Origin of the sequence: Mesorhizobium sp. M0848 (assembly GCF_040319805.1) — a bacterium.
Taxonomy (GTDB): domain Bacteria; phylum Pseudomonadota; class Alphaproteobacteria; order Rhizobiales; family Rhizobiaceae; genus Mesorhizobium.
In genome coordinates, this window is record NZ_JAMYOM010000012.1 from 81,923 (window position 1) to 107,816 (window position 25,894).

General features: G+C 63.5%; 23 protein-coding genes. 6 read left to right on the forward strand and 17 right to left on the reverse strand.

Going from position 1 to position 25,894, the window contains the following annotated elements:
* Nucleotide 1: 1 nt before the first annotated feature.
* The 8 genes from nirD to NKH95_RS15755 all read right to left on the reverse strand — a co-directional run bounded on the left by nirD (nt 2) and on the right by NKH95_RS15755 (nt 10,283).
* On the reverse strand, nt 2–331 hold the full coding sequence (gene nirD, locus NKH95_RS15720; protein WP_023809415.1) for a nitrite reductase small subunit NirD: 330 nt from the start codon (nt 329–331) through the stop codon (nt 2–4).
* A gap of 62 nt (nt 332–393) precedes the next feature.
* Complete coding sequence (gene nirB, locus NKH95_RS15725; protein ID WP_023809416.1) at nt 394–2,844, reverse strand: nitrite reductase large subunit NirB; 2,451 nt, start codon at nt 2,842–2,844, stop codon at nt 394–396.
* A gap of 4 nt (nt 2,845–2,848) precedes the next feature.
* Nucleotides 2,849–3,646 (reverse strand): ABC transporter ATP-binding protein, encoded by a 798-nt coding sequence (locus NKH95_RS15730; protein ID WP_023809417.1) that lies wholly within the window; start codon nt 3,644–3,646, stop codon nt 2,849–2,851.
* Between the two features lie 10 nt (nt 3,647–3,656).
* Nucleotides 3,657–4,547 (reverse strand): nitrate ABC transporter permease, encoded by an 891-nt coding sequence (ntrB, locus tag NKH95_RS15735; RefSeq protein ID WP_352610876.1) that lies wholly within the window; start codon nt 4,545–4,547, stop codon nt 3,657–3,659.
* A gap of 67 nt (nt 4,548–4,614) precedes the next feature.
* Nucleotides 4,615–5,931, reverse strand: coding sequence for a CmpA/NrtA family ABC transporter substrate-binding protein (locus NKH95_RS15740; RefSeq protein WP_023809419.1), 1,317 nt, complete (start codon nt 5,929–5,931; stop codon nt 4,615–4,617).
* A gap of 356 nt (nt 5,932–6,287) precedes the next feature.
* Nucleotides 6,288–7,526, reverse strand: a complete 1,239-nt coding sequence (locus NKH95_RS15745) for a CmpA/NrtA family ABC transporter substrate-binding protein (protein WP_352721191.1) — start codon at nt 7,524–7,526, stop codon at nt 6,288–6,290.
* A 2-nt stretch (nt 7,527–7,528) separates the two neighbouring features.
* On the reverse strand, nt 7,529–8,131 hold the full coding sequence (locus NKH95_RS15750; protein ID WP_013530455.1) for an ANTAR domain-containing response regulator: 603 nt from the start codon (nt 8,129–8,131) through the stop codon (nt 7,529–7,531).
* An 82-nt stretch (nt 8,132–8,213) separates the two neighbouring features.
* Entirely contained in the window at nt 8,214–10,283 is a 2,070-nt protein-coding gene (locus NKH95_RS15755) for an oxidoreductase (protein WP_023809421.1), read from the reverse strand.
* 280 nt (nt 10,284–10,563) lie between these two features.
* Here NKH95_RS15755 and argE point away from each other — a divergent pair, with 280 nt between their 5' ends.
* A complete protein-coding gene (gene argE / locus NKH95_RS15760) occupies nt 10,564–11,724 on the forward strand; it encodes an acetylornithine deacetylase (protein WP_352891968.1) in 1,161 nt (386 codons plus the stop codon).
* Between the two features lie 6 nt (nt 11,725–11,730).
* Here argE and NKH95_RS15765 read toward each other — a convergent pair whose 3' ends face one another.
* The 9 genes from NKH95_RS15765 to NKH95_RS15805 all read right to left on the reverse strand — a co-directional run bounded on the left by NKH95_RS15765 (nt 11,731) and on the right by NKH95_RS15805 (nt 20,544).
* Complete coding sequence (locus tag NKH95_RS15765) at nt 11,731–12,687, reverse strand: LysR family transcriptional regulator (RefSeq protein ID WP_023809423.1); 957 nt, start codon at nt 12,685–12,687, stop codon at nt 11,731–11,733.
* Between the two features lie 151 nt (nt 12,688–12,838).
* The gene (locus NKH95_RS15770; RefSeq protein WP_352891970.1) at nt 12,839–14,329 is read right to left on the reverse strand and encodes an aldehyde dehydrogenase; all 1,491 of its coding nucleotides are present in this window, start codon (nt 14,327–14,329) and stop codon (nt 12,839–12,841) included.
* 21 nt (nt 14,330–14,350) lie between these two features.
* Entirely contained in the window at nt 14,351–15,025 is a 675-nt protein-coding gene (locus NKH95_RS15775; RefSeq protein WP_352794379.1) for a DUF1028 domain-containing protein, read from the reverse strand.
* A 5-nt stretch (nt 15,026–15,030) separates the two neighbouring features.
* Nucleotides 15,031–15,447 carry a RidA family protein gene (locus NKH95_RS15780; protein ID WP_352794381.1) on the reverse strand — a complete coding sequence of 139 codons (417 nt, stop codon included), beginning with the start codon at nt 15,445–15,447 and terminating at the stop codon, nt 15,031–15,033.
* A 49-nt stretch (nt 15,448–15,496) separates the two neighbouring features.
* Nucleotides 15,497–16,771 (reverse strand): flavin-containing monooxygenase, encoded by a 1,275-nt coding sequence (locus tag NKH95_RS15785; protein WP_352794383.1) that lies wholly within the window; start codon nt 16,769–16,771, stop codon nt 15,497–15,499.
* Between the two features lie 202 nt (nt 16,772–16,973).
* On the reverse strand, nt 16,974–17,675 hold the full coding sequence (locus NKH95_RS15790) for an ABC transporter ATP-binding protein (RefSeq protein WP_352794384.1): 702 nt from the start codon (nt 17,673–17,675) through the stop codon (nt 16,974–16,976).
* The gene (locus tag NKH95_RS15795; protein ID WP_236382713.1) at nt 17,668–18,453 is read right to left on the reverse strand and encodes an ABC transporter ATP-binding protein; all 786 of its coding nucleotides are present in this window, start codon (nt 18,451–18,453) and stop codon (nt 17,668–17,670) included. Before NKH95_RS15795 ends, NKH95_RS15790 begins: the two co-directional genes overlap by 8 nt.
* Nucleotides 18,450–19,625, reverse strand: coding sequence for a branched-chain amino acid ABC transporter permease (locus NKH95_RS15800; protein WP_023809430.1), 1,176 nt, complete (start codon nt 19,623–19,625; stop codon nt 18,450–18,452). Before NKH95_RS15800 ends, NKH95_RS15795 begins: the two co-directional genes overlap by 4 nt.
* 1 nt (nt 19,626) lies before the next feature.
* Entirely contained in the window at nt 19,627–20,544 is a 918-nt protein-coding gene (locus NKH95_RS15805; protein ID WP_023809431.1) for a branched-chain amino acid ABC transporter permease, read from the reverse strand.
* A 193-nt stretch (nt 20,545–20,737) separates the two neighbouring features.
* On the opposite strand from NKH95_RS15805, the gene NKH95_RS15810 reads away from it, so the two are divergent.
* The 5 genes from NKH95_RS15810 (at nt 20,738) to NKH95_RS15830 (ending at nt 25,873) form a co-directional block, all read left to right on the forward strand.
* A complete protein-coding gene (locus tag NKH95_RS15810; RefSeq protein WP_352891974.1) occupies nt 20,738–21,868 on the forward strand; it encodes a branched-chain amino acid ABC transporter substrate-binding protein in 1,131 nt (376 codons plus the stop codon).
* Between the two features lie 93 nt (nt 21,869–21,961).
* A complete protein-coding gene (locus NKH95_RS15815) occupies nt 21,962–23,056 on the forward strand; it encodes an ABC transporter ATP-binding protein (protein ID WP_352610894.1) in 1,095 nt (364 codons plus the stop codon).
* Entirely contained in the window at nt 23,053–23,952 is a 900-nt protein-coding gene (locus tag NKH95_RS15820; protein ID WP_031212568.1) for an ABC transporter permease, read from the forward strand. Before NKH95_RS15815 ends, NKH95_RS15820 begins: the two co-directional genes overlap by 4 nt.
* Nucleotides 23,949–24,737, forward strand: a complete 789-nt coding sequence (locus tag NKH95_RS15825; protein ID WP_352610896.1) for an ABC transporter permease — start codon at nt 23,949–23,951, stop codon at nt 24,735–24,737. The genes NKH95_RS15820 and NKH95_RS15825 overlap by 4 nt, the downstream gene beginning before the upstream one ends.
* A gap of 104 nt (nt 24,738–24,841) precedes the next feature.
* Nucleotides 24,842–25,873, forward strand: coding sequence for an extracellular solute-binding protein (locus NKH95_RS15830; protein WP_352610898.1), 1,032 nt, complete (start codon nt 24,842–24,844; stop codon nt 25,871–25,873).
* Nucleotides 25,874–25,894: the final 21 nt, after the last annotated feature.

A 25,894-nucleotide genomic window follows, 5' to 3' on the forward strand; every position in this document is an offset into this window, starting at 1 on the left:
TTCAGGCCGCGCGGCTGGCCAGCGCTTCCAGCGCAATGAACAGACGCTCGCCTTCGACCCGCACCGGAATGGTGCGCACCGCGCCCTCGTCGGCGCCGAGCGCCTTGCCCGTCTCCAACGAAATCACCCAATTGTGCAAGGGACAGGTCACCGCCGCACCGTGCACGATGCCCTGGCTGAGCGGTCCGCCTCTGTGCGGGCAATGGTCGTCGATGGCATAGACCTGATCGTCCAGGGTGCGGAATACGGCGATTTTTCCCTCGGGCGTTGCGACGCAGCGCGCGCCGCGGCGAGGGATGTCGGAGATGGAGCCGATTGCTACCCAGTTCATCTAGATTTCCTCTTTGCGCGTGTTCTTGACCGAAAACCGGTTTCCACTTTTCGGGAACACGCTCACTCCGCCGCCTGCGCAAACCCGACCGAGGCCATCGGCCGGAATTCGTGCTTGTCCTTGCCGGAAACGCGTTCCGACCACGGGTCGACCTGGGCGAATTTCTGGCTGAAGACGAAACGGTCGTAATAGGCCTTGCGCTTGTCGCCATCGTCCATGATCTGACGCTTGATCTCGGGGATGCCGATGCGCTTGGCCCATTTGTAGATGCGCTCGAGATAGCGGCCCTGCTCGCGATACATCTGCGTCAGCGCCACGATATGCTCCAGCGCCTCGTCCTCGGTCCTGACCAGGCCGAGCACCTCGGTGCCCTTGATGTCGAGGCCGGCCGCCCCGGCAAAATGGATCTCATAACCACTGTCGACGCAGATCACGCCGACATCCTTGCAGGTCGCCTCGGCGCAGTTGCGCGGACAGCCCGACACCGCCATCTTGACCTTGGCCGGCGTCCACGAGCCCCACATGAATTTTTCGATGCGGACGCCGAAGCCCGTAGAATCCTGCGTGCCGAACCGGCACCAGTCTGAGCCGACGCAGGTCTTCACCGTGCGCAACCCCTTGGCATAGGCGTGGCCGGAGACGAAGCCGGCCTGACCGAGATCGGCCCACACTGCCGGCAGGTCCTCCTTGCGGATGCCGAGCATGTCGATGCGCTGGCCGCCGGTGACCTTGACCATCGGAATTTCGAACTTGTCGACGACGTCGGCGATGGCGCGCAGTTCGGCGGCATTGGTCACCCCACCCCACATGCGCGGCACCACCGAATAGGTCCCATCCTTCTGGATGTTGGCGTGGACGCGCTCGTTGATGAAGCGCGACTGGTAATCGTCGGCGTAGTCATCCGGCCAGTCGCAGACGAGGTAGTAGTTGAGCGCCGGCCGGCATTTGGCGCAGCCGCAGGAGGTCGTCCATTCCAGTTCCTGCATGACGGCGGGAATGGTCTTCAGGCTCTTGGCCTTGATCAGCCGGCGCACCTCGTCATGGCCGAGGGTGGTGCAGGAGCACATCGGCTGCACGGCGGCGGGGTTGTACGTGTCGCCGAGGGTCAGCACCATCAGCTTTTCAACCAGCCCGGTGCAGGAGCCGCAGGAGGCCGACGCCTTGGTGTGGGCGCGCACGTCGTCAAGCGAGGTCAGGCCCTTGGCCGTGATCGCGCCGGTGATCTTTCCCTTGCAAACGCCGTTGCAGCCGCAGATTTCCGCATCATCCGGCAAGGCTGCAACGGCCGCCATAGGGTCCAGCGGGGCACCCCCCTGGTAGGACTGGCCGAAGATGAGCGTGTCGCGCATTTCGGAAATGTCGGTCTGCTTCTTCTTGAGGTCGTTGAACCAGGCGCCGTCAGCCGTCTCGCCATAGAGCACGGTGCCGATGATGCGGTCATCCTTCAGCACCAGGCGCTTGTAGACGCCTGCGGCGGCGTCGCGCAGCACGATCTCCTGGCGATCCTCGCCCTCGGCGAAGTCGCCGAGCGAGAACAGCTCGATGCCGGTGACCTTGAGCTTGGTCGGCGTGTCCATATGGACGAAGGCCGCCGCCGCGTCGCCGGCAAGCTGGCTGGCGGTCACGCGCGCCATCTCGTAGAGCGGTGCGACGAGGCCGTAGACTTGGCCGTTGACCTCGGCACATTCGCCGAGCGCGTAGATGTCGGGATCGTTGCTGCGCATGCCGGCGTCGACGACGATGCCCCTGTTGACGGCGATGCCGGCCTGTTTCGCCAGCGCCGAATTCGGCCTGATGCCGACGGCCATCACCACAAGCGTTGCTGGGATAATGGTGCCGTCAGCGAGCTCCACCTGCCCGACCTTGCCGTTGCCTGTGATCGCCTGTGTGTTGGCCTTGGTGATGACCTTGATGCCGCGCTGTTCCACCGCACGCTGCAAGAGATAGCCGGCCGCGGGATCGAGCTGGCGCTCCATCAGCGTCGGCATGACATGCAGCACGGTGACGTCCATGCCTTGCGCGTTCAGCCCTGCTGCCGCCTCCAGCCCGAGCAGGCCGCCGCCGATGACCACCGCCTTGGCCCGCGACTGGGCGGCAAGCATCATCGCCTGCACGTCGTCGAGATCGCGATAGGTCAGCACGCCCGGCAGGTCATGGCCGGGCACCGGAATGATGAACGGCACCGAGCCGGTGGCGATGACGAGCTTGTCATAGGGTTCGGTGACGCCATGATCGGAGGTGACGGTCTTCGCCGCTCGGTCGATGGCGACGATCTTGTGGCCCTTGTAGAGGGTGATGTTGTTGGCGATGTACCAGCCGTCGCCGTGGATGATGATCTCCTCATAGGCTTTCTCGCCCGACAGCACCGGCGACAGCATGATGCGGTCGTAATTAACGCGCGGCTCGGCGTTGAAGATGGTGACGGTGTAGCGGCCCGGAGCCTGTTCCAGCAGGTGCTCCAGCATGCGCCCCGGGGCCATGCCATTGCCGATGATGACAAGTCTTTCGCTCATGGTGCTACTCCGCGGCTTCGACGAAGCGGTGGCGTTCGTAGAGGAACTTCAGCACCGCCTCGCGGCAGCGCAGGAAGGTCCGGTCGGAAGAGAGTTCGACGCGCCGGCGCGGCCGCGCCAGCGGCACGGCAAGCACTTCGCCGATGGTTGCCGCCGGGCCATTGGTCATCATGACGATGCGGTCGGAGAGCAGCACCGCCTCGTCGACATCATGGGTGATCATGATCGTCGTCGAGCCGAGCCTGGAATGGATGTCCATCACCGCGTCCTGCAGATGCGCGCGCGTCAGCGCGTCGAGCGCGCCGAACGGCTCGTCGAGCAGCAGGATCTTCGGCTCCATGGCCAGCGCCCGGGCGATGCCGACGCGCTGCTTCATGCCGCCCGATATCTCGGCCGGGCGCTTGTCCTTGGCATGCGCCATCTGCACGAGGTCGAGATTGCGCATGATCCAGTCATGCCGCTCGGCCTTGCTTTTCGAGCGACCGAAAACCTTCGACACCGCCAGGTTGATGTTTTCATAGACGGTCAGCCACGGCAGCAGCGAGTGGTTCTGGAACACCACGGCGCGTTCGGGACCGGGGCTGTCGACCTCCTTGTCCTCGAGCAGCACGGCGCCGGCGGACACCTTGGTCAGCCCGGCGATCAGATTGAGCAGGGTCGACTTGCCGCAGCCGGAATGGCCGATGATGGAGACGAATTCGCCCTTGTCGATGGTCAGCCTGATGTCCTTCAACACCTCGCTGACCTGGGCACCACGCGAGAAGGATTTGTCGATATGGTCGAGCTTCAGATAGGCCGTCATCGCCCTCTCCTCACTTTGCCGTTGTGCCGCGGGTGACGAAGGCGCCGACCGCCGCGACCAGACGGTCGAGGCAGAAGCCGGTGACGCCGATGTAGGCGAGCGCCACGATGATGTCGGGCAGCCGCGACGAGTTCCACGCGTCCCAGATGAAGAAGCCGATGCCGACGCCGCCGGTCAGCATTTCGGCGGCGACGATGGCGAGCCAGGACAGGCCGATGCCGATCCTCAGGCCGGTGAAGATGTAGGGCGCGGCGGCCGGTACCATGATCTTGACGAAGAATTCGAACTGGTTGAGCCGCAGGATGCGTGAGACGTTGCGGTAATCCTCGGGGATGTTGCGCACGCCGACGGCGGTGTTGATGATGATTGGCCAGATCGACGTGATGAAGATGACGAAGATCGCCGACGGGCTGGAATCGCGGAACGCCGCCAGCGACAGCGGCAGCCAGGCCAGCGGCGGCACCGTGCGCAGGATCTGGAACACCGGGTCGAGGCCGCGCATCGCCCAGATCGACTGGCCGACCAGCGCGCCGAGCGCGACGCCGACCACCGCCGCCAGGCCGAAACCGATGGCGACACGCTGCAGCGAGATCAGCACGCGCCATGCCAGGCCGATATCCTGCGGGCCATTGTCGAAGAACGGATGCGCGATCAAATCGTAGGCCTCGTTCCACACCTGGGTCGGCGGCGGCAGGCTTGATGTGGGCGACGAACAGGCGATCTGCCAGACGACCAGCATCAGCGCGATGACGATGATGGGCGGCACCAGCGCGCTCGCCAGTTTGCCGGCAATCGCCAGCGGATCGAAGCGGCGTCGTGCCTTGGCGGTGAAGGCGATGACCTCCGCCGGCTTCGGGGGGAACGCCTTCACCTTTGTGTCCTCGATAGTCTGGATCGACATGTCTGAGAAAAACTCCTTGGGGGCAGGTAGTGATCGCAAGCGGCGCAGGGCGCCGCTTGCGGTTGTGCTACGCCGATGCCTTGATCTTCAGGCTGTCGAGATAGGCCGACGGGTTGGCCGGATCGAAGATCTTGCCGTCGAAGAAGGTCTCGACGCCGCGCGACGACGACGCCGGAACGTCGGCTGCCGCGACGCCGAGATCCTTGGCCGCCTCGCGCCACAGATCCTCGCGGTTGACCTGATCGACCAGCGCCTTGATGTCGGTGGTCGGCGCGAATTTGCCCCAGCGGATGTTCTCGGCGAGGAACCACGCATCATGGCTCTTGAACGGATAGGAGACGCCACCTTTCCAGAACTTCATGTAGAGATCGGTGCCGTTGGCGACACGGCCATTGCCGTAGTTGATGTCGCCCTTGAGGCGGCCGATGATGTCGGCGACAGGCACGTTCATCCATTGCCGCTTGCCGATGATGGCGGCCATCTCGTCCTTGTTGTCGCTGGCCTCGCACCATTGCTGGGCTTCCATGACGGCCATCAGGATCGCCTTGGTGGCGTTCGGGTATTTCTCGATGAATTCGGCACGCAGGCCGAGCGCCTTTTCCGGATGGCCCTTCCACAATTCGCCCGTCGTGGCGGCGGTGAAGCCGACGCCCTGATGGACGAGCTGCTCGTTCCACGGCTCGCCGACGCAGAACACGTCCATGTTGCCAACCTTCATGTTGGCCACCATCTGCGGCGGCGGCACGACGATGGTCGAAACGTCCTTGTCGGGATCGATGCCGCCGGCGGCCAGCCAGTAGCGCAGCCAGAGATCATGGGTGCCGCCCGGGAAGGTCATGGCGGCCTTGATTTCCTTGCCGGCCGCCTTCTTGGCGGCAAAGGCGTCTTTCAGCTTCGAGGCATCGAGGCCGACGCCGGTGCCGGCATATTCCTGGGCGACCGAAATGCCTTGGCAGTCGTAGTTGAGCCGCGCCACGATCGCCATCGGCATCGGCTGGTTGTTCTGTGTCACCTTGCCGGTGTGCATGAGGTAAGGCAGCGGCGTCAGAATATGGGCACCGTCGATGCCGTTGGCGGCGCCGCCGAGCATCAGATTGTCGCGCGTCGCGCCCCAGGAGGCCTGCTTGAGCACCTCGACATCGGGCATGCCGAACTTGGCGAACAGCCCCTTCTCCTTGGCGATCATCAGCGGTGCCGCATCGGTGAGGGCAATGAAGCCGAGCTTGGCGCCGGTGACCTCCGGAGTGGCGGTCGCAGCATAGGCGCCGGAAGGGAAGAGCTTGCGGGCCGCCACGAACAGGCCGGCCGTCATTGCACTGCTGACCAGAAAATCGCGGCGCGTCATGTCTTTGAGGGTCGTTCCAGTCCTGATCCGTTTCGTCATCGTCGTCTCCGGTTGGGCGCGGCTTGGGATCCGCGTCGTCGATTGTGTGTTGATCAAAACAAAAAAGCCGCCAGCCAGGTCTTTGCGTCCGGGTGACCGGGAGCGCGTATTAACCTGAGCGGCAGCTTTGCCTGTGGCGCCCGCCATTGGGCGCCTGTTCCGTGACCCGCGAAGGGCCTGTCTATTTCAAAGCAGGAACCGTGCCAGTTTTGAGAGAGGCGAAAAAGATCAATTAAATCAGTAACCAGCGCCGATCGCGGACGCGCCGGGTCCTATGGCCGGAAGGTCAAAGATTGCTCATTCGGGCAATCGCGCGCACAATTTTTGTGCAATGCACAAGAATGACGCGGAAATGATCAGGCTTCCGCGCGAGCCGATTTCTGGCCGGTAATGTACGCGTCGACCTCGTCCGGATCGAAGATCTGGCCGTCGAAGAAACCGTCCGGACCGAGCACAAGGCCGGCGCCTGTCGCGCCGACCGCGGTTGCAACTTGGAGCGCGCCCTCGACCTTCGAATTGGCGCCGGGAAGTGCGATGCCGAGCGGCTTCAGCGCCGAACGATAGAGATCGGGACGATAGCAATCCCGCGCGATGGCGAGGTCTTCAGGCGTATGCGCCACATGCCCCCAACGCACCATCTGCGTGTAGAACCACAGCGCATGGCTCTTCCACGGAAAGTTCGCCGCCTTGTCGAAGGGGAGGAAGAAGTCGTCGATGCTCCGCTCCGCGCCGCCGCCCAGTCGGAGATGGCCGGTCAGGATCGGCATCTGCACGGCCGGCGGCAGGCCGAGAAAGCCGGCCTGCGCCATGACGGCAGCCAATTCGCCATGGTTGGCCGGATCCTGGCACCAGCGTGCCGAGTGATGCAGCGCGCGCAGCAGCGCCGCCAAGGCCTCGGGGTTTTCGTCTGCCCAGGCCTTGCGCACGCCGATCACCTTCTCCGGGCTGTTACGCCATATCCGCGCCTTGACGGTGACGATATGCCCGGTGCCGGCGGCAACCGCAGCACTGTTCCAGGGTTCGCCTACGCAGTAGCCGTCGATGCGGCCGGCGGCCAGTGCATCGGCCATGAAGGGCGGCGGCACGATGACGATCTCGATTTCGCGCGTCGGATCGATGCCGCAGGCGGCGAGCCAATAGCGCAATTCGTAATTGTGCCCGGAATGCGGATGCACCACGGCGAAGCGCAGCGGGTCGCCACCGGCCGCAGCGCGCTCGCGAATGAGCGCGCGCAGCGCCGCACCGGCGCGCGCGGGGTCGAGATCGGCTTCGGCGCTGTGCGCCACCATTCCGGCCCACACAGTGTTGGAGACGGTGACGCAATTGCCTCCGAGTCCGAGCGAGAACGGCACGATGGTTTCCGAAGCGAGCGGCGTCAGCCCGAGATTGCAGGCGAGCGGCATCGGTCCCAGCATATGCGCCAGATGGAAGTGACCGATGGCGATGCGGTCGCGGATGTTAGCCCAGGACGTCTCGCGGTGCAGGGTGAGGTCGATGCCTTCTCGTGCGGCAAAGCCAAGCTCACCGGCCGCGACCAGCACGGCGCTGTCGAAAAGCGGCATGAAGCCAGCGGTGATCTGGTGCGCGGCGTCCATGCTCATTCGTCCTCCGCCGGTCCCAGCAACCCGGCGGCAGTCACCAGGCTCTGGGCGATGTCGCCGATCTTGCGGTTCTGGTTCATCGCCGTCTTGCGCAGCAGCGTGTAGGCGGCCTCTTCGGAGAGGCCGCGCGACTTCATCAATATGCCCTTGGCACGATCGATCACCTTACGGCTCTCGAGCTCGCCGCGAACCTCTTCCAGTTCGCGCGCCATGCGCGAAAAAGCGTTGAAGCGGCTGACCGCCATGTCGAGAATGGGTTTGACGCGCTCTTGCCGCAGACCGTCGACGACATAGGCCGAAACGCCGGCATCGACCGCCGCCTCGATCGAGGCCTGGTCCGAGCGGTCGACGAACATGGCGATCGGCCGTTTTACGGCACGCGAAAGCTGGAACATGTTTTCCAGCATGTCGCGATTCGGGTTTTCGAGATCGATGACGATGACATCGGGCTCGATCTCGGCGATCCGCCGCGCAATGCCGGTCACATCATGGATGACGGTGACCCGCTCATGGCCGGCCTCGCGCAACCCCGCCTCGATGATCGCGGCGCGGATGCGGTTTTCGTCGATCACCAGGACGGCGAGTGCGGTTCGAACCATGCCTGCATTGTGACCAAGCGAAGGAATTGTGCAATGCGGTATGGTTGAACAACCCGAGATTCGCTAACCGCGCCGCAGGCGCCTAATCCGCCGCCAGCGCCGTGACCTCGCGGCGGAAGGGCAGTGCGTCGCCGATATCGGCTTCGTCCAGCTCGCGCGCGAAGCGGTGGCCGGCGTAGGTTGCCCAGGCGATCGGACCCGGCGCCTCGGCATCGCCGATGATTTTGATCGAGCGGATGCCGCTGTCGGCCCACTCGTCGCGCCGCGCCTTCAGCTCGTGCCAGACGCTATCGTCCTGCTGGCGCGATGTCACCAGCACTACTGCGTCCACGGCGATGTCAAATTGGCTGCCCGTATAGGCGCAGGCCGTGGCAACACCGCCCGGTACGATGCGCGTCACGATCCGGTTCAACACGATCTCGACGCCGAGTTCGGCCAGCCGGCGGTGGATGGCGCCCTGCTCCAGCGTGTTGCGGGTCCAGTCGGACACATAGGCGGACGGCGTCACCAGCGTCACCTTCGCGCCCTGGCGCGCCATCAGCTCGGCCAAAACGCCGCCCATGTAATAGTGATCGTCATCGAACAGCACGACAGTGCCGGTCGGCACATTGCCGCCCATCAGATCGTCCGGCGTATAGACCGGCATGGCCGGGTCCGCCGGCATCGGCACGACATGCGCGCGCGCCACGCCGTCACGGCGCCATGTCGAGCCGGTGGCAAGCGCAATGTTCTGAAAGCCGAAGTCCAGTATCTCCTGCGCCGACAATCGGCTTTCGAAATAGACATCGACATTGGACATCTGGCTGATCTGGTACTGGCGGTAGTCGCGCACGCGTCCCCATGCCGAGAGACCGGGCAAGCGGCATTCGCGCGCCACGCGGCCGCCGAGCTCGGTGCCGGCTTCGGCGATGGCCACCTGATAGCCGCGCAGGCCGAGCGCACGCGCCGCCTCCAGCCCGGCCGGGCCGGCGCCGACGATCAGCACGCTGTCGCTATCGCCCTTGGCCTGCATGCGTTCGGGATGCCAGCCCTTGCGCCATTCCTCCATGAAGGTCGGGTTCTGCGTGCAGCGCGAGATCGACATGGTCATGTCGCCGGTGATGCAGATGTTGCAGCCGATGCATTCGCGAATGTCCTCGATTCGCCCCTCCTCCACCTTCTTCGGCAGGAAGGGATCGGCGATCGATGGCCGCGCGCAGCCGATGAAATCCAGCGTGCCGGACTTGATCATCTTCACCATCACATCCGGCGAGGTGAAGCGACCGACGCCGACGACCGGCTTCGAGGTCAGTTTCTTGATGCCGGACACCAGGCTCTCCTGCGCGCCCTCCTCCTTGAACCGCGACGGCCCCGAACAATCCTCCCAGGCGCCATGTGCCAGGTCCCAGAGGTCTGGCAGGTCGGCGTGCATCTCGATCATGTCGCGCACTTCGGAGTTGGCGAAGCCAAGCTCGCCGATCATCTCGTCCAGCGACAGCCGCAGCGTCAGGCCGCAAGTGCCGCCGATGGCATCCCTGCCCTCTTCGATCAACTCACGCATCAACCGCGAGCGGTTTTCCAGCGAGCCGCCATATTCGTCGCTGCGCTGGTTGGTGGCGGTGGACAGGAAGTGCTGGATGATGCCGAAGCCATGCGCGCCGTAGAGGCAGACCAGGTCGAAGCCCGCAAGCCTGGCACGCTTGAATGCATTGCGGTGCCAGCGGCGCAGGTCGCGTATATCTTGCTTGTCCATGGCGCGCGCCTGAACCGGATCGTTGGTGAAGGTACGGATCGGCAAGGCCGACGGCCCGCGCGGCACTTCCTTGGTGTAGAGGTTGGGACCGTTGATGCCTGAATAGGCCAGCTGGATACCGGCCAGCGCGCCATGCTGGTGCATGGCCTTGGCCATCTTCGCCAGTGCCGGGATATCGGCATCGTCCCACAGCCTGAGCTCGATGAAGGGCGTGATCTCCGAAGTATGGTGCATCTCGGTCTGCTCGGTGAAGATGACGCCCCAGCCGCCTTCCGACTTGATGCGGCGCATCTCGGCTGCGGCCGAAGGGTCGCGGTAGCCGCCGCCATTGCAATGCGGAACCTGGTAGAAGCGGTTCTTGGCGGTCACCGGACCGATCTTCACGGGCTCGAACAGAATGTCGTAGCGCGGATCGCGCATGGAACGTGCCTTCCTGCCAGCGTCGCCTTGCACATGCCCGATCATGGTTTCGAGCCAAGGTGCAAGCCGGCCAGCCCAGTGGGTTGATGCCGTGAGACCATTCATAAATTGCGACAAGCGCCGGGAAACAACAGATTTCTTCTGTGCCGGTTAGGACGCGCCTAATCGATCAGCACTGCCTGGATTAGCATCCGCTGAATCCTGGCTGAGCCAAATGCGACTTCAAGGCCGCCGCCGCGCGATGTTAGATAGCGCGCACGCCCAATGAGACACAAGACGCATGGACAGCATCCGTATCCTTGAAAAGCTCATCGCATTCCCGACGGTGAGCCGCGATTCGAACCTCGCCCTCGTCGGCTACGTGGCGGAGCTGCTGGACGCGCATGGCATTGCCAGCCAGATCATCCACAGCGAGGACGGCCACAAGGCCAACCTCTTTGCCACCATCGGACCGGCCGACGCTTCCGGCATCATGCTGTCCGGTCACACCGACGTCGTCCCCGTCGACGGCCAAGCCTGGACGCTGCCGCCCTTCGAGATGACGAGCCGAGACGGCAAGCTTTACGGACGTGGCACAGCCGACATGAAGGGTTTTGTGGCCTGCGCGCTCGCGGCGTGCCTTAAAGCCTCGAAAATGACGCTGCGCACGCCGCTGCATTTGGCACTCTCCTACGACGAGGAGATCGGCTGCATTGGTGTGCGCAGCCTGATCGACATGCTGCAAGCAGCCCCGCAGCGGCCCTTGCTGTGCATCGTCGGCGAGCCCACCGATATGCAGGTGGCGACGGGCCACAAGGGCAAGCTTGCCGCACGCGCGCTCTGCAAAGGCCGCGAAGGCCATTCGGCGCTGGCCCCGTTGGCGCTCAATGCCATCCATCTCGGCTGCGACTTCGTCGCCGCCTTGCGCCGCGAGCAGGATCGGCTGGTGCGCGATGGCGCCCGCGACGGCGACTACGACATTGCCTACACGACCGTCCATGTCGGCAAGATCAACGCCGGCGTGGCGCTGAACATCGTGCCGAACCTCTGCCAGGTCGACTTCGAGATCCGCAATGTCGCGGCCGACGATCCGCACGAGATTCTCGACCGTCTGCGCAAGGAGGCTGCTCATATTGCATCCGAAGCCTCGGCCACCGCCCCCGAGGAGGCGATCGACATAGACATCACCAACACCTATCCCGGCCTGGACACGCCGGCCAGTTCGCAAGCCGTCGCTTTCATCAAATCGCTGACCGGCGCCAACAACACCATCAAGGTTGCCTACGGCACGGAGGGCGGCCTGTTCAGCCGCGATCTCGGCACGCCGACGGTCGTGTGCGGACCGGGATCGATGGCGCAGGGACACAAGTCGGATGAGTTCGTCAGCGTCGAGCAGATGCGCCGCTGCGACGGCATGCTGGAAAAATTGCTGCAGCGGCTTGCCGACCAGAAGTTGGCTTAACCGGGGCTACTTCTGTGGAAGTGCTGCCTGGCCGACAGCCCGCTCGGCGCCGAACACGCCTTGCTCGACGACGAAATGCCGGCAGTGGTCGATGAACGCCTGGACGGTTTGCGTGCGGTGTTCGGAACTGGGCAAGGCGACGCCCATGGTCAGCGGCCGCAGATCGCCGTCCAACGGCACGAAGACCAGCGGCTTGCCGTCCGGCGCCAGCGTGTTGAGCGGCCGCATATTGGCGATGCCGTAGCCGAAGCCGTTGGCCACCATGGAACGCATGACGGCGATGTCGCCGGTGCGCTCGGCAATGTTGGGGCGGATCCCGCGCTGGTGGAATGCAGAAAGGAAATATTCGCGGCTGAACGGCAGGTCGAGCAGCACCATCGGCTCATCGGCCAATTCCTCCGTCGTGATCGACGCCTTTGCCGCGAAGCGATGCCCCGCCGGCAGCATGACATAGGCCGGCACCAGCATCAGCGGCTCGAAGGTCATGTCCTGCGACAGTTCGAGATCGTAGGTCAGTGCAAGATCGATTTCACCGCGCTGCAGCATCTCGAGCAATTGCCCCTGATTGCGCTCGAACTGGCGCACGCGCACATCGGGATAGGCGCGCTCGAACCGCATGCGCAGCGCCGGCAGCACGATCTGCGCAAACGTCAGCAGGCATCCTACCGCCAGCGGACCACGCACCTTTTCGGCAAAGTCGCCGGCGACGTCGTGCAAGGCGTCGGCATCGTTGAGCAGCCGGGCGGCTTCCTTGAGGAAGACGCGGCCGCCGGCCGTGAGCGAGAGACCGTGCGAATGCTTGCGGACAAAAAGCTGGACGCCGAACTCGGTTTCCAGTTGGGCGATGGAAGCCGAAATCGACGGCGGCGAGACATTGACCTGTTCGGCCGCCTTGGCGATGGAGCCGGCTTCGCCCACGGCGACGAAATATTCCAGCTGTCTGAGCGTGAAGCGTAGCGGCATGGCTGGCTATGTTGCCGGTTTGAGGGCTTCGATCAAGCCTAATGCATGTCGCGCAAAAGTGGCCCCGGTTTTGCGCAAACGACATGCATAGAGCAAAGGCCTAAAGCGCATCGCGTGAATCCGTTCAATCGCGATGCGCTTTAGGCGCCCATCAGTACTTGATCCATGTCGTTTTGAGCGCGGTGTATTTGTCGAGCGCATGCAGCGACAGGTCGCGGCCGAAGCCGGATTGCTTGAAACCGCCGAACGGCGTCATCGGGCTCAGCGCGTCGACCGTGTTGACGGAAACCGTGCCGGCATGCAGCCGGCCCGCGATACGATGCGCGCGCGACAGGCTGTCGGTCCACAGCGATGCGGCCAGCCCATAAGGGCTGTCATTGGCGATGCGGATCGCGTCGGCCTCGTCGTCGAAGGCGATGACCGAAAGCACCGGCCCGAAGATCTCGTCGCGGGCAATCGGATCGGCAGGCGCGACATCGTCGAAGATGGTCGGCTGGACAAAGCTGCCGCGCCCGTTGACCGTGACCAGGTCGCCGCCCGCGACCAGGCGCGCGGTTTTCTTGCCGGCCTCGACGAAGCGCATGACGTTGGCGGCGTGGCGACTATCGACCATCGCGCCCATTTTCGAAGCCGGATCGAGCGGATCGCCGGGCTGCGTGACCGCCGCACGTTGCGCCAGTTTCTCCACCAGAGCATCCTTGATGCCGCGCTGGACGAGCAGGCGTGAATTGGCGGAACAGACCTCGCCCTGGTTGAAGAAGATGCCGAAGGCCGCCATGTCGGCTGCCGCGTCGAGATCGCCGCAATCGGCAAAAATGAGGTTCGGGCTCTTGCCACCGGTCTCCAGCCAGACCTGCTTCATGTTCGACTGGCCGGAATACTGCAGGAACATCTTGCCCACGGCGGTCGAACCGGTGAAGGCGAGGCAATCCACATCCATATGGCGGCCAAGCGCCTGGCCGGCGGTTTCGCCAAGGCCGGGCACGACATTGAGCACGCCTGCAGGCAGGCCCGCTTCCATTGCCAGTTCCGCCAGAAGCAGGGCCGACAAAGGCGACTGCTCGGCGGGTTTGAGCACCACCGAATTGCCTGCCGCCAGTGCCGGCGCGCATTTCCACGTCGCCATATCGAGCGGGAAATTCCAAGGCACCACCGCGCCGACCACGCCAAGCGGTTCGCGCCGCACCAGCACCAGATCACCTTCGCCGGTCGGCGCCACTTCGCCATAGATCTTGTCGATGGCCTCGCCATACCATTGAAAGATCGCTGCCGAGCCGGGGACGTCGACCGCGGCCGCATCCCTGACCAGTTTGCCCATGTCGAGCGATTCCAGCAGGGCCAGCTCATGCAGGTTGTCGCGCAGCAACTGCGCCAGCCGCAGCAGAACCTCCTTACGGTGCGCCGAGCTGGTCCGCGACCAGACGCCGGTGTTGAAGCTGCGCCGCGCTGCGGCAACCGCCAGATCGATGTCTTCCTCGCCGCAGGACGCCACTTCGGCCAGCACCTCGCCGGTCGCCGGATTGACGCTGGCGAAGGTCCGGCCCGAACGCGCCGCGACCGTCTTGCCGTCGATGAACGCCTTGTCGCGAAAACGGATCGCGGACGCCTTGCCGATCCAGTCCTTGTGGCTGAGCTCGCTCATCGCAGGTGGCCCCTGTCTTGACTATTCGTCGCCCGGCACGCCGTAGCTCGGCGCATCGGATGGGTTTATCGCGCGGGTCACATAGGCATCGAGCTGCGGCTTGTAGAGTTCCCACAGTGTCGCCAGCTGCTCGATCGGGCAATCGTCGGTCCAGTCGCAGCGCAAGTCGGCGACCGGCCACGCAACCTCGCGCACCAGCTTCATGCCGGCGGAATGGACAGGACCAGCCTCGCCGCCGGCTTTCAGCGCGGCGCGCATGGTCGCGATGAGGCGGCCGCCCAAATGCCCTTCCGACGCCAGGAAGGCCTCGACCATGGCTTGCGGAACGCCGTCATGGGCCAGCATGTTGCCGCCGCAGGCGACATTGTCCGCACGCGCCTCCGCCCAGATGCCAAGCGCCTTGGGACCCGAATGGATCGCGGTCGTCCCGGCGACATCGACAGCCAGCACCTGCCGGTATTCGGGATAGGCGCCGGTGCGCTTCAATATGGCAATCGCCTCGGCGGCCGAAGCGCCGCGCGCCAGCAATTCGAGGCCTCGCAGCCCCAGCATTGGATCGGTGACGTTCTGGCTGGCAATGGCGCCGACGCCTGCCTGCGCATAGGCGCAGCGCGCGGCGACAGCAGGCGACGAGGAGGATACTGCGACTCCGAACATGCCGGTGTGGCTGCACCGCGCGACAATGGAAAAGGTCATCGCCGTCAGTCCGGGATAACTGCGGTGCCGTCGATCTCGACCAGCCAGTCCGGCCGCGCCAAGGCCTGTACGACAAGGCCGGTCGAAACCGGATGCACGCCTTTGATGTACTCGCCCATGGTGCGGTAGACGGCCTCGCGATGGCGCAGATCGGTGATGTAGACCACCACCTTGACCAGGTGCTCCATGGTGCCGCCGCACTCCTCGATCAGCTGGCGGATGTTCTGCATGACCTTGTGCGTCTGCTCGACCGGATCGTGGCTTTCGATATTCTTGGCCGTGTCGAGATCCTGCGGGCATTGGCCGCGCAGATAGACGGTCCTGCCGCCCCGCGTAACGACCGCCTGGCACAGATCATTGTCGAGCTTCTGCTCGGGATAGGTGTCCTTGGTGTTGAACTTGCGAATTCTTGTATGCGCCATCTTGGTCTCCGTCAGATCAGGCTCGAGGACATCCGGCTCAGTTGCCGTTCTATGCCACCTTGGTCTCGCGCTTCGCGGACGCATGGTAGGCGAGATACTTGCGCTGCGTGGAGATATGGTCGGCCACATGCTGGGCGTCGTGCCAGACGCCCCAGATGAAGCTCGACCCCCTGCGCGATTGCCACGGCAGTCCGAGGAAATAGATACCGGGCTCGGTCGACACGCCGCGCTGGTGCCTGGGCTTGCCCTTTTCGTCGAACACATCGACCTTCAGCCAGTTGTAGTCGACGGTGAATCCCGTTGCCCAGATGATCGAACCTATCCCGGCTTCCGCCAGGTTCAGCTCGAGCGTGGGATCGGTCATGCATTGCGGGTCCGGTCCGATCTCGCGGGCCGCGGGCTCCTCGGGAAGGTCGAGGCCGTTGCGGGCGACATAGGCGTCGGCCTCGTCCAGCACCGACATGTAGTTCGCATCACCGCGCGCGATATTTTTAGCCAAATCCGGAGCGAAGGTCATGACCCCTTCCTTGTAGGATTCCGTCCGGCCAACCAGCGTCATCCCTTGCGCGGCAAGACGCCGGAAGTCGACCGTCTGGCCGCCGCGCGCGCCGCTGACCGCGATGGTGACATGTTCCGTGCCGGGCGCCGGCGCCTGGGCGTCCCACTTGCCCAGAACCCCCAGCCACCAGCAGAAGTCACGCTCGCGATAGGCCCGCGGAGGCCGATCATGGGGACCGACAGAGAGATAGACGCGCCTTCCCGCGCGATGGAGTTCGTCGGCGATCTGCACTCCTGAAGATCCTGAGCCGACCACCAGAACCGCCCCTTCGGGCATCTGATCCGGATTGCGATAGGCGCTGGAATGTATCTGCATCGCTCCGGCATCCCCGGGGACAACCGCCGGAATGACCGGATGCTGGAAAGCCCCGGTAGCGGCAACCACGCTCCTGGCCTCGATCACGCCATCCGAGGTTTCGACCCGGAAGCCGGGACGGCCGACGAGTCTTTGTACTTTCCTGACCTCCACGCCGCAGCGGATGGGGGCAGCAATCATGTCGGCGTAAGCGACAAAATAATCCGCGACCTTCTCCTTGCCGACAAAGGCGTCGGGACCGGCATCCGGAAATTCCATGCCGGGAAAACGATCATGCCAGGCGGGACCATTGGCAACCAGCGAGTCCCATCTTTCGGTACGCCAGCGTTCGGCGATGCGGCTCCGCTCGAGCACGAGATGCGGCACCCCGCACTTGCTCAGATGCTCGCTCATGGCCAGCCCCGCCTGGCCGCCGCCAACAACAAGCGTGTCTACCGTTTCGACTGGCATTTCAGCGGCCCTTTCTGGCTCTCCCCGGGAGTGTCTGCGGATGCGGCGGAGATCTGATCGTTGGTTTACTGGAGGCACCGGGCAGCGAAAATTATGATTTCATGTGGCAGTGGTTAGCTTGTCCCTAAATGCCGGGAAGCATGGCCGAAGATGTGGAGCGCGGGGCGTGGATCATCACTGTTGAGTCAAAGAAACGGACGGCTCAGAGATAAAGGCTTCTGGCCGCTTTGGACGAGAGCAACTCCTTTGCCGGTCCCTCCTGGGCGACCTTACCCTTGACCAGCACATAGCCGCGATCGGCGATGCCCAGCCCCATTTCGGCATTCTGTTCGATCAACAGGATGGTCGTGCCTTGGCGATGGATCTCCCTTGTGATCTCGAAATACTCGCCGATGAGTTTCGGCGCGAGACCGAGCGACGGCTCGTCCATGATCACCAGTCTGGGTTCGCCGATCAGGGCGCGCGCCAGCGCCACCATCGCCTGTTCGCCGCCGGACAGCGTGCCGGCGACTTGGCGCAAACGCTCATGGATGCGCGGAAACAGCTTGCACATCTTGTCCAGTTGCACCCCGAAATTGGGTCCCCTGCCCGACACCGCATCATAGCCCAGGCGCAAATTCTCCATCACGGTCAGGCCGGGGAACAGCCGGCGCCCTTCGGGAACGAGCCCGACGCCGAGCGACGCGAGGTTTTCCGTGCCGAGCGTCGCCATGTCCCTGCCCATCACCTCGACCTTGCCACGCTGCGCTCGCACGACGCCGCAGACTGTCATGAAGGTTGTCGTCTTGCCGGCGCCGTTCGGCCCCAGCAGGCAGACCAGTTCGCCGGGGCGCACGCTCATCGCCACGCCGCGCAGCATCGGCACCGCGCCATAGGAAGTATCGACATCCCTGAGTTCAAGCATGGGCGACCGCCTTCCCGAGATAGGCTTCCTGGACGCGCGGGTCGGCGCGCACCGCCGCGAAGTCGCCCTCGGCGATCTTGCTGCCATAGTCGATGCAAGTGACATGCTGCGGGAACGCTTCGACCACCCGCATGTCGTGCTCGATCAGGACCACCGACAGAGCAGGGTTTTGTACGCGCAGCCGCGTGATGTCGGCCACCAGTGCGTCGGTTTCCGTGTCGTCCATGCCGACCGAAGGTTCGTCGAGCAGCAAGAGCTTGGGCTGCGATGCGAGCGCGCGGGCAATTTCCAGCCGCCGCCTGTCGGCTTGGGCCAGCGTGCCCGCTGGCCGGTAGCGTTGTTCGAACAGGTCGCCGGAGCCGAGCTTGAGCAGGGTTTCGGCCTTTTCCACGCAGGCCGCCATCTCGCGGCGCGATGCGCCAGGCCTAAACAGCGCGGTCAGCACGCCGGTCCTGGTGCGGGTGTGCATGCCGATGATCACATTGTCGAGGACGCTGAGGTCGGAGAACAGTCGCGACGACTGGAATGTGCGGGCGATGCCGCGGTCGACAACTTCGTAGGACGGGCGGCCGGTGATCTCGGCGCCGTCGAAGGTCACGCGACCGGAGGTCGGCCGGTAGACGCCGGTCACGACATTGAACAGCGTCGACTTGCCGGCGCCGTTCGGGCCGATGACGGCGAGCACCGCGCCCTTGTCGATCGACAGGCTGACATCATTGAGCGCGACCAGACCGCCGAAGCGCATCGTCAAATTCTCGACCTTGAGAAGCGCGCTCACGGCTCGCCTCCGTAGCGCCGCATGCGTTGCGGGAACAGACCTTGCGGCCGGATCATCAGGAAGCCGATGATGACGACGCCGAAGAACAGCAGGCGGTAGTCGGCGAACGCGCGCAATTTCTCCGGCAGGATGGTCAGCAGGAACGCACCGACGATGACACCGAAAATATTGTCCATGCCGCCGACGATGACCATGGTCATGATGGTGACGGAGACCAGGAAGGTGAAATTGTCGGGAGAAATGTAGGACACGTAGAAGGCGTAGATCGTGCCGGCAAAAGCGGCGAGAAAGGCATCGACCGCGAAGGCCAGCACCTTGAACCACGCCACGTTGATGCCTTGCGCCTTGGCGGCGATCTCGTCGGCGCGCAGCGCGTTCCAGGCCAACCCGATGCGCGAGCCGTGCAGCCGGTGCGCGGTGACGATGGCGACGACGACCAATGCAGCCGACAGATAATAGAAGTTCGCCTGGCTCGGCAGCTTCCAGCCGAAGATCACCAGCGGATCGGCAAAGGAATGGCCGAACAGGCTGGGCGCCGGAATGCCGACCAGTCCGTTCGGTCCGCCGGTCCAACTGAAATTGTTTAGCAATTGCTGGACCACGACACCGAAGGCGATGGTGACAAGCGCCAGATAAGTGTCGCGCGTGCGCATCGACGGGATGCCGATGATGAAACCGAACAAGGTCGCGGCCAGCGCCGCGACCGGCAGCGTCAGCCAGAAGCTGACGCCGAAATTGATCGCCAGCAGCGCCGACACGTAGGCGCCGATGCCGTAGGAAGCGCCGGTGGCGAAGTTCGGGATGTTGGCGCTGCCGAGCTGGAAATTGAGCGCCAGCGCCAGCACGGCATAGAGCTCGGCGACGATCAGCAGATGAAGGATATAGGTGTTCGAACCGACGAAGAACGGAAAGGCCAGGACGATGACCGCCGCAGTGATCATCGCCACGAGCGGAACCCGGGCAAAGCTCGCCAACGCATAGTCGGCGATCCACGGCAGCCTCTCCAGCAGATAGAAACCGAGGCCGAGCAAGGCCAGCAGGCCGACTACCTGCCAGCCGCCGTCGACTCTGAGGATGAGGTACAGGAACGCTGCCCCGATGATTTGCGAGGCGATGGCGAAGACCGTGGCCGCGGCTATGCCCGGCACGTCGGGTGAAGCACGACCCTGCATGCTAGACTTTCTCCATGACGGTGCGCCCAAGCAGGCCGGCGGGGCGGAAGATGAGCACGGCGATGACCAGCAGGAAGACGAAGACCAGCCGGTAGGAAGCGCCGTCCGGCACGAATGTCTGCGCCAGCACTTCGATGCCGGCAATGATCAGTCCGCCCAATATGGCGCCCGGCATCGAGCCGAGGCCGCCGATCACCGCGGCGGAAAAGCCGAGCAGGCCGGCCATGACGCCGAAGTCGAACCGTGTCACGCCGGCATAGCTTGCGAACAGAAGTCCGGCGATGGCGCCGATAGCCGAGGCAATGAAGAATGTCGCACGGAAGACGCGTGCATCGCGGATGCCCATCATGCGCGCTACGACCCGGTCCTCCGAGGCCGCCCGGATGCGCAGTCCGAGCGGGGTCATGCGCAGGAAGACAAACAGCATGGCAACCAGCGCGACGGTCAGCACCACCACCAGCAGCGCGAACCAACTGATGGCAACGCCGGAGATTTCGAAAGCCATGCCCGACACCAGGCGCGGGAAGGCATGCGGGTTCGATCCCTGCGGATAGAGATGGCGGATCAGCTCGCGGATGACGATGCCGAGCGCCACCGTCGCCACCAGCGCCATCATGGCGGGCGCATCGCGGAAGCGCCTGATGACCACCTTGTCGAGCAGGACGCCGATTAAACCGACGGCGAGCACGGCGACCGGAACCGCAAGCACCAGCCAGGCGGGCCCCGAGGCGCCAAGAGCGGTCGCCAGCGCCTGGGCAAGCGCCAGCGTGATGAACGGCGCCGTCATCGCGACATCGCCATGCGAGAAATGAATGACGTTCAAGACACCGAAGATCAGGCTGAATCCGATCGCCAGCAAGGCATAGATGCAGCCAAGGGTTATCCAGTTCACCAGTTGCTGGACAAGCAGTTCCGCCATGCGGTCCGTCTCTCGATTGAAGCCGACAGGTATCAACCGCCATCCCGGGCGGACAGAACGAATCTCCGAACTCACGAGTCACAATTTCCGAATTTCGTCACTGAATACGCGCCCGTACACTGATGATCAGCCGACGATCACGATCGGCCGGGTCGCTACGACGGCGGCAGATAATTCTGTTTGAGGTGGAACCATGCAAAACAGGCGCAGTGCGCTTATCCGCGTATCGTCAATTCTGGCCGGCTCTCTGTTTGCCATCGCCCTGGGCGCCGCCCAGGCGCAGGCCGACCAGATCAAGCTCGGCTTCATCGGGCCGCTCTCCGGCGGCAACGCCCAGCAGGGCCTCGGCGCCCGCAACGGCTTCCTGCTCGCCATCGAGCAGGCCAATGCCAGCGGCTACCCGCACCAGGTGGAAGGCGTCGTGCTCGATGACGCCTCCGATCCGGCCGTCGGCGTTTCGGCGGCGCAGAAGCTGGTCAACGATCCCGCAGTGGTCGCGGCAACGGGGCATTGGAACAGCTCGGTCGCGCTGGCGACGATCCCGGTCTTCAACCGCTCGCAGATGCCGTTCATCGTCTGGGGCGCGGTCAGCCCGAAGATCACCGAACAGAACTTCCCGAACGTGACCCGCGTGACGCCGACGCTGGTCAACGAGAACAAGCCGCTGGCCGAAGCCATCGCCAAGCAAGGCAAGATCAAGAAGATCGCCATCATCTCCGACACCACCGACTACGGTGCGGCCAACACCAAATGGTTCGGCGATTTCTTCAAAGCGGCCGGCGGCGAGGTCGTTTCTTCGGATGCCGCGGCTGTCGGCACGACCGATTTCCGCGCCATGCTGACTACCGCGAAGGCAGCGTCGCCCGACGCGGTCTATTTCGGCGGCGTCGTCACCGAAGCAGCGCTGGTGCGCAGCCAGATGGCCGACCTCGGCATGGGCAATCTGCCGATGTACGGAATTTCAGGCATCTACGACCCTAAATTCATCGAGATCGCGGGAGCTGCCGCCGAGGGCACTATCGCCGGAACTCCGGCCGTCCAGTCGAACCCCAAGCTCGAGGAATTCAACAAGGCCTATGAAACCAAGGCTTATCCCGATCCTGCCGGCTCCTATGCGAAATATGCCTACGAGGCGACGCAGATCCTGCTTCAGGTCATCAAGGAAAAAGGCTTCGACGACAAGGAGGCGCTGAGCAAGGCCATTCGTGACATCCACCAAGACGGCATTCTGGGAGACGTCTCGTTCGATGCCAACGGACAGACCAACATGGCCATCGACATCGACATGTTCGTCGTCCGCAGCGGCAAATGGGAGAAGATGTAACTATCTGATCGACGCCGCGCCCGTTCTCAGTGGCGCGGCGTCGATCACCTTCATCGCCGAGCTCGCAAAAAGTCCTGACCGGAGCGCCTGACCATGAATGACGAGGCCGGCCACGGCGCACCTCGAAAGGCCGTCGAGATCAAGGGCGTCTCCAAGGTGTTTGGCACCTATCAGGCGCTGAAGCCTGTTTCCTTCGACATCTACGACAACGAGTTCTTCACGCTGCTCGGCCCGAGCGGCTGCGGCAAGACCACCCTGCTGCGCATGATCGCCGGTTTCGAGCGGCCGACGGCGGGGCAGATTTTCCTGCACGGCTCGGACATACAGGGACTTCCCCCTCATAAGCGGCGGGTCAACACCGTCTTCCAGAGCTACGCCCTGTTTCCGCATATGAGCGTCGAACAGAACATCGGCTTCGGGCTCGAAAACCTCGGCTGGTCAAAGGACCGCCGCGATACGCGCGTCGCCGATATGCTTCGTCTCGTCCATATGGAGGCCTTTGCCGGGCGCAAGCCGCAGCAATTGTCGGGCGGCCAGCGCCAGCGCGTCGCGCTCGCCCGCGCTCTGGCGCCGGAACCGGAAGTGCTGCTGCTCGACGAACCGCTCTCGGCACTCGACCTGAAGCTGCGCCAGGCCATGCGCGACGAACTGCGCATCCTGCAGCGCAAGACCGGCATCACCTTCGTCTTCGTCACCCACGACCAGGAAGAAGCGCTCGACATGTCGGATCGCATCTGCGTTCTCGGCGATGGCGAGATCCAGCAGCTTGGCACACCCGCGGCGATCTACGAGGAGCCGTCGAACCGCTTCGTCGCCGATTTCATCGGCGAGACCAACTTCCTCGATGCTGACGTGATTGCCGTGGACGGCGAGCAGGCAACCGTGAAAACGCAGCTCGGCATGACCTTGACGGCCTCTCACAAGAAAGCGGTCGCCGGGCAGAAGGCCTTCATCTCGATACGTCCGGAGAAAATCAGCCTGCCCGCTCAGGACAACCCGATCGCTATCGACGGCACGATCATGAGCACCAACTATCTCGGCGGCTACACATACTATCTGATTGAAGCGGGCGGCACCAAGCTGCGCATCTCCAAGCGCAACAGCGTCAGCCGCGGCCAGATGTTCGAAATCGGGCAATCGGTAAAAGTTGGCTTTGCCGCCGAATCCGTGCGGATCCTCGGCGCATGAAGGCACCCACAAAAACTCCTGACTGGAATGTCCTCGGCCTGCTGCCGGCCCATCTCATCATGCTGCTGACGCTGATCATCCCGATCGGTATCATCATCGTGGTGTCGTTCTCGACGCGCGGACCTTACGGCGGGTTCGAATATGTGTTCACCACCGCGCCCTACAAGCAGCTGCTGTTCAACGAAGGCTGGACCGGCGAGCTGGAGTTCAATCCGCAATATCTCATCGTCGTTGCCAGGACGCTGGTCCTGTCGGCCGTGACAACATCGATCTGCCTGCTTCTGAGCTTCCCGGTCGCCTATTTCATCGCGCTGCAGCGGCCGGCGATCAAAGTGCTGCTGATCTATCTCGTCACGCTGCCATTCTGGGTTTCAATGATCGTGCGCGTCTATTCCTGGATCATCATCCTTGGCAAGGATGGTGTCGTCGAAAAGACCCTTCGCGGTCTCGGCCTCGTCGACAACATGGACTCGCTGCTGTTCGGCAACACCGCCATGCTGCTCGGTCTCGTCTACAGCTACATTCCGCTGATGATCCTGCCGATCTTCGCCTCGATCGAAAAGCTCGACCCTGCGCTCATCGAGGCGTCGCATGATCTCTATGGCAACCGCCTCACCACATTGCGCCGCGTTATCCTACCCCTCACCCGGCCCGGCATGATCGCCGGCGCGATCCTGGTGTTCGTTCCAAGCCTCGGCGCGGTCCTGGAGCCGACCCTGCTCGGCGGCGGCAAGACCATGATGATGGGCAATCTTATCCAGCTGCAGTTCGGTGGCGCCCGCAACTGGCCGCTCGGCGCCGCCATCGCCATCGTGCTGATGGCCGCGGTCATGGTCTTCCTGATTTTCCAGGGTCTGCGCTCGATGCGCACCGAAGGCCTGGAGCGTGCGGCATGAACGCGGACGATGATGTCAGGCGCTATCCGGGCTTCGGTCTCTTCAGCGCGATCTTCTTCGCCTATCTCTATTTGCCCATCGCCGTCGTGGTGTTCTACTCTTTCAATGCGAACCGGATCGTCTCCAATTGGGGCGGCTTCTCATTGCACTGGTACGCCACCGCTTTGTCCAACGCGAACCTGATGACGGCGGTGAAGACCTCCCTGCTCGTTGCCGCGGTCGCTACAGTCGCCTCGACGCTTGTCGCGTTGATGGCGGCATTGGTACTGGTGCGCGGTCGCGCTGTCCGGTTCCGCCGGATCTCCGAAGCGGTGGTGAACCTGCCGCTGCTCCTGCCCGAAATCGTCGTTGCTGTCGCCGTCCTGATCCTCTTCTCCGAGATCGGGCTCGCCAACGGAATGGTGAAGCTGATGATCGCCCACACCACTTTCTGCATCCCGTTCGCCTTCCTGCCGATACGCGCCCGCCTACAAGGGATGGACCTCGATCTGGAGGAAGCGGCCCGCGATCTCTATGCCACCGGCTGGGTCGCCTTTCGTCGCGTCACGCTGCCGCTCATCCTGCCCGGTGTGTTCGCCGGCGCCATGCTCGCCTTCGTCATCTCGATGGATGATTTCATCACCAGCAACCTGTTGAATTCCGGCGGCGCCACCACGCTGCCGGTCTACATTTTCTCGCTGATCAAGCAGGGCGTGTCGCCGCAGCTCAACGCAATCTCGACCTTGATCATGATTGTTTCGGTGGTGCTGGCGACCGTGGCCTTCCTGCTTCAGCGACGGCAGTAGCAGCGGCGTAGTTTTTCCTAATCAAGGCGTCGGGCAAATCGAATTTATCGAACCCGACGGTTTGTTATCGTCGCCCTTGGGAGAACAACAAACAGGGGAATGACATGACGACTAAAATTGCAGCGCTCGCCATGGCCGGTGCCATGAGCCTCGCCTTTAGCGTGCCCGCTCTCGCCGAGGGCAGCCTGGCCATCTACGCATGGGCGGATTCCATCTCGCCCGAGATGGTCACGAAATTCGAGAAGGAAACCGGCATAAAGGTCACGGTCGACGCCTTCTCATCCAACGAGGACCTGCTGACCAAGCTGCAGGCCGGCTCGTCGGGCTACGACATCGTCACGCCTTCGCAGCACTTCGTGAAGATCATGATCGATAGTGGGCTGCTCGAGGATTTCGGCGCCAGCTCGATGGCGGCCTACAGCCAAGTCCTGCCGGACTGGCAGAAACCGTGGTGGGATGCGACAGGCAATCATTCGATCCCGCTCGCCTTCGGCAATGCCGGCTACACCGTCAACCGCGACCTCTACAAAGGCCCGGTCGACAGCTGGAAGACCTATTTCGAGCCACCGGCGGAGCTGCGCGGCAAGATCGCCAGCCTGGCGCAGCCCGACGAAGTCATTCCGGCAGCGGAAAACTATCTCGGCATCAAATATTGCAGCGAAGACCCGCAGCAGATGAAGCGCGTGCTCGACCTCTTGCTGGCGCAGAAGCCATTCGTGGCGGCCTATTCCAGCGACAACATCGAAAACCGCATCGGCAGCGGCGAGGTTGCCGCCCATTTCTGGTGGGACGGCAACACCATGAGGCTTCGCCGCAACGACAAGGCCAATGTCGAATACGCGATGCCGAAAGAAGGTCTGGTCGGCTGGCTGGATTCCTATGTCGTGCCGAAGGGCGCGGCCAATATCGAGAACGCCAAGAAGTTCATCGATTTCATGACCCAGATCGACAACGCGACGGCGCAGTACAATTATTACGGCCACTCTTCGCCGGTGAAGATCGACGAGAGCAAGGCGCTCTACAACAAGGAGAACGCTCCGGAGCTGTTCCCGACCGTTCCCGTCAAGATGGGCCAGGCCTGCTCGCCGGCGGCGCAGGAACTCGTCACCAAGGTCTGGACGCAGCTTCTGCAATGAGCCGCTCAGCCGGGGCGCGCG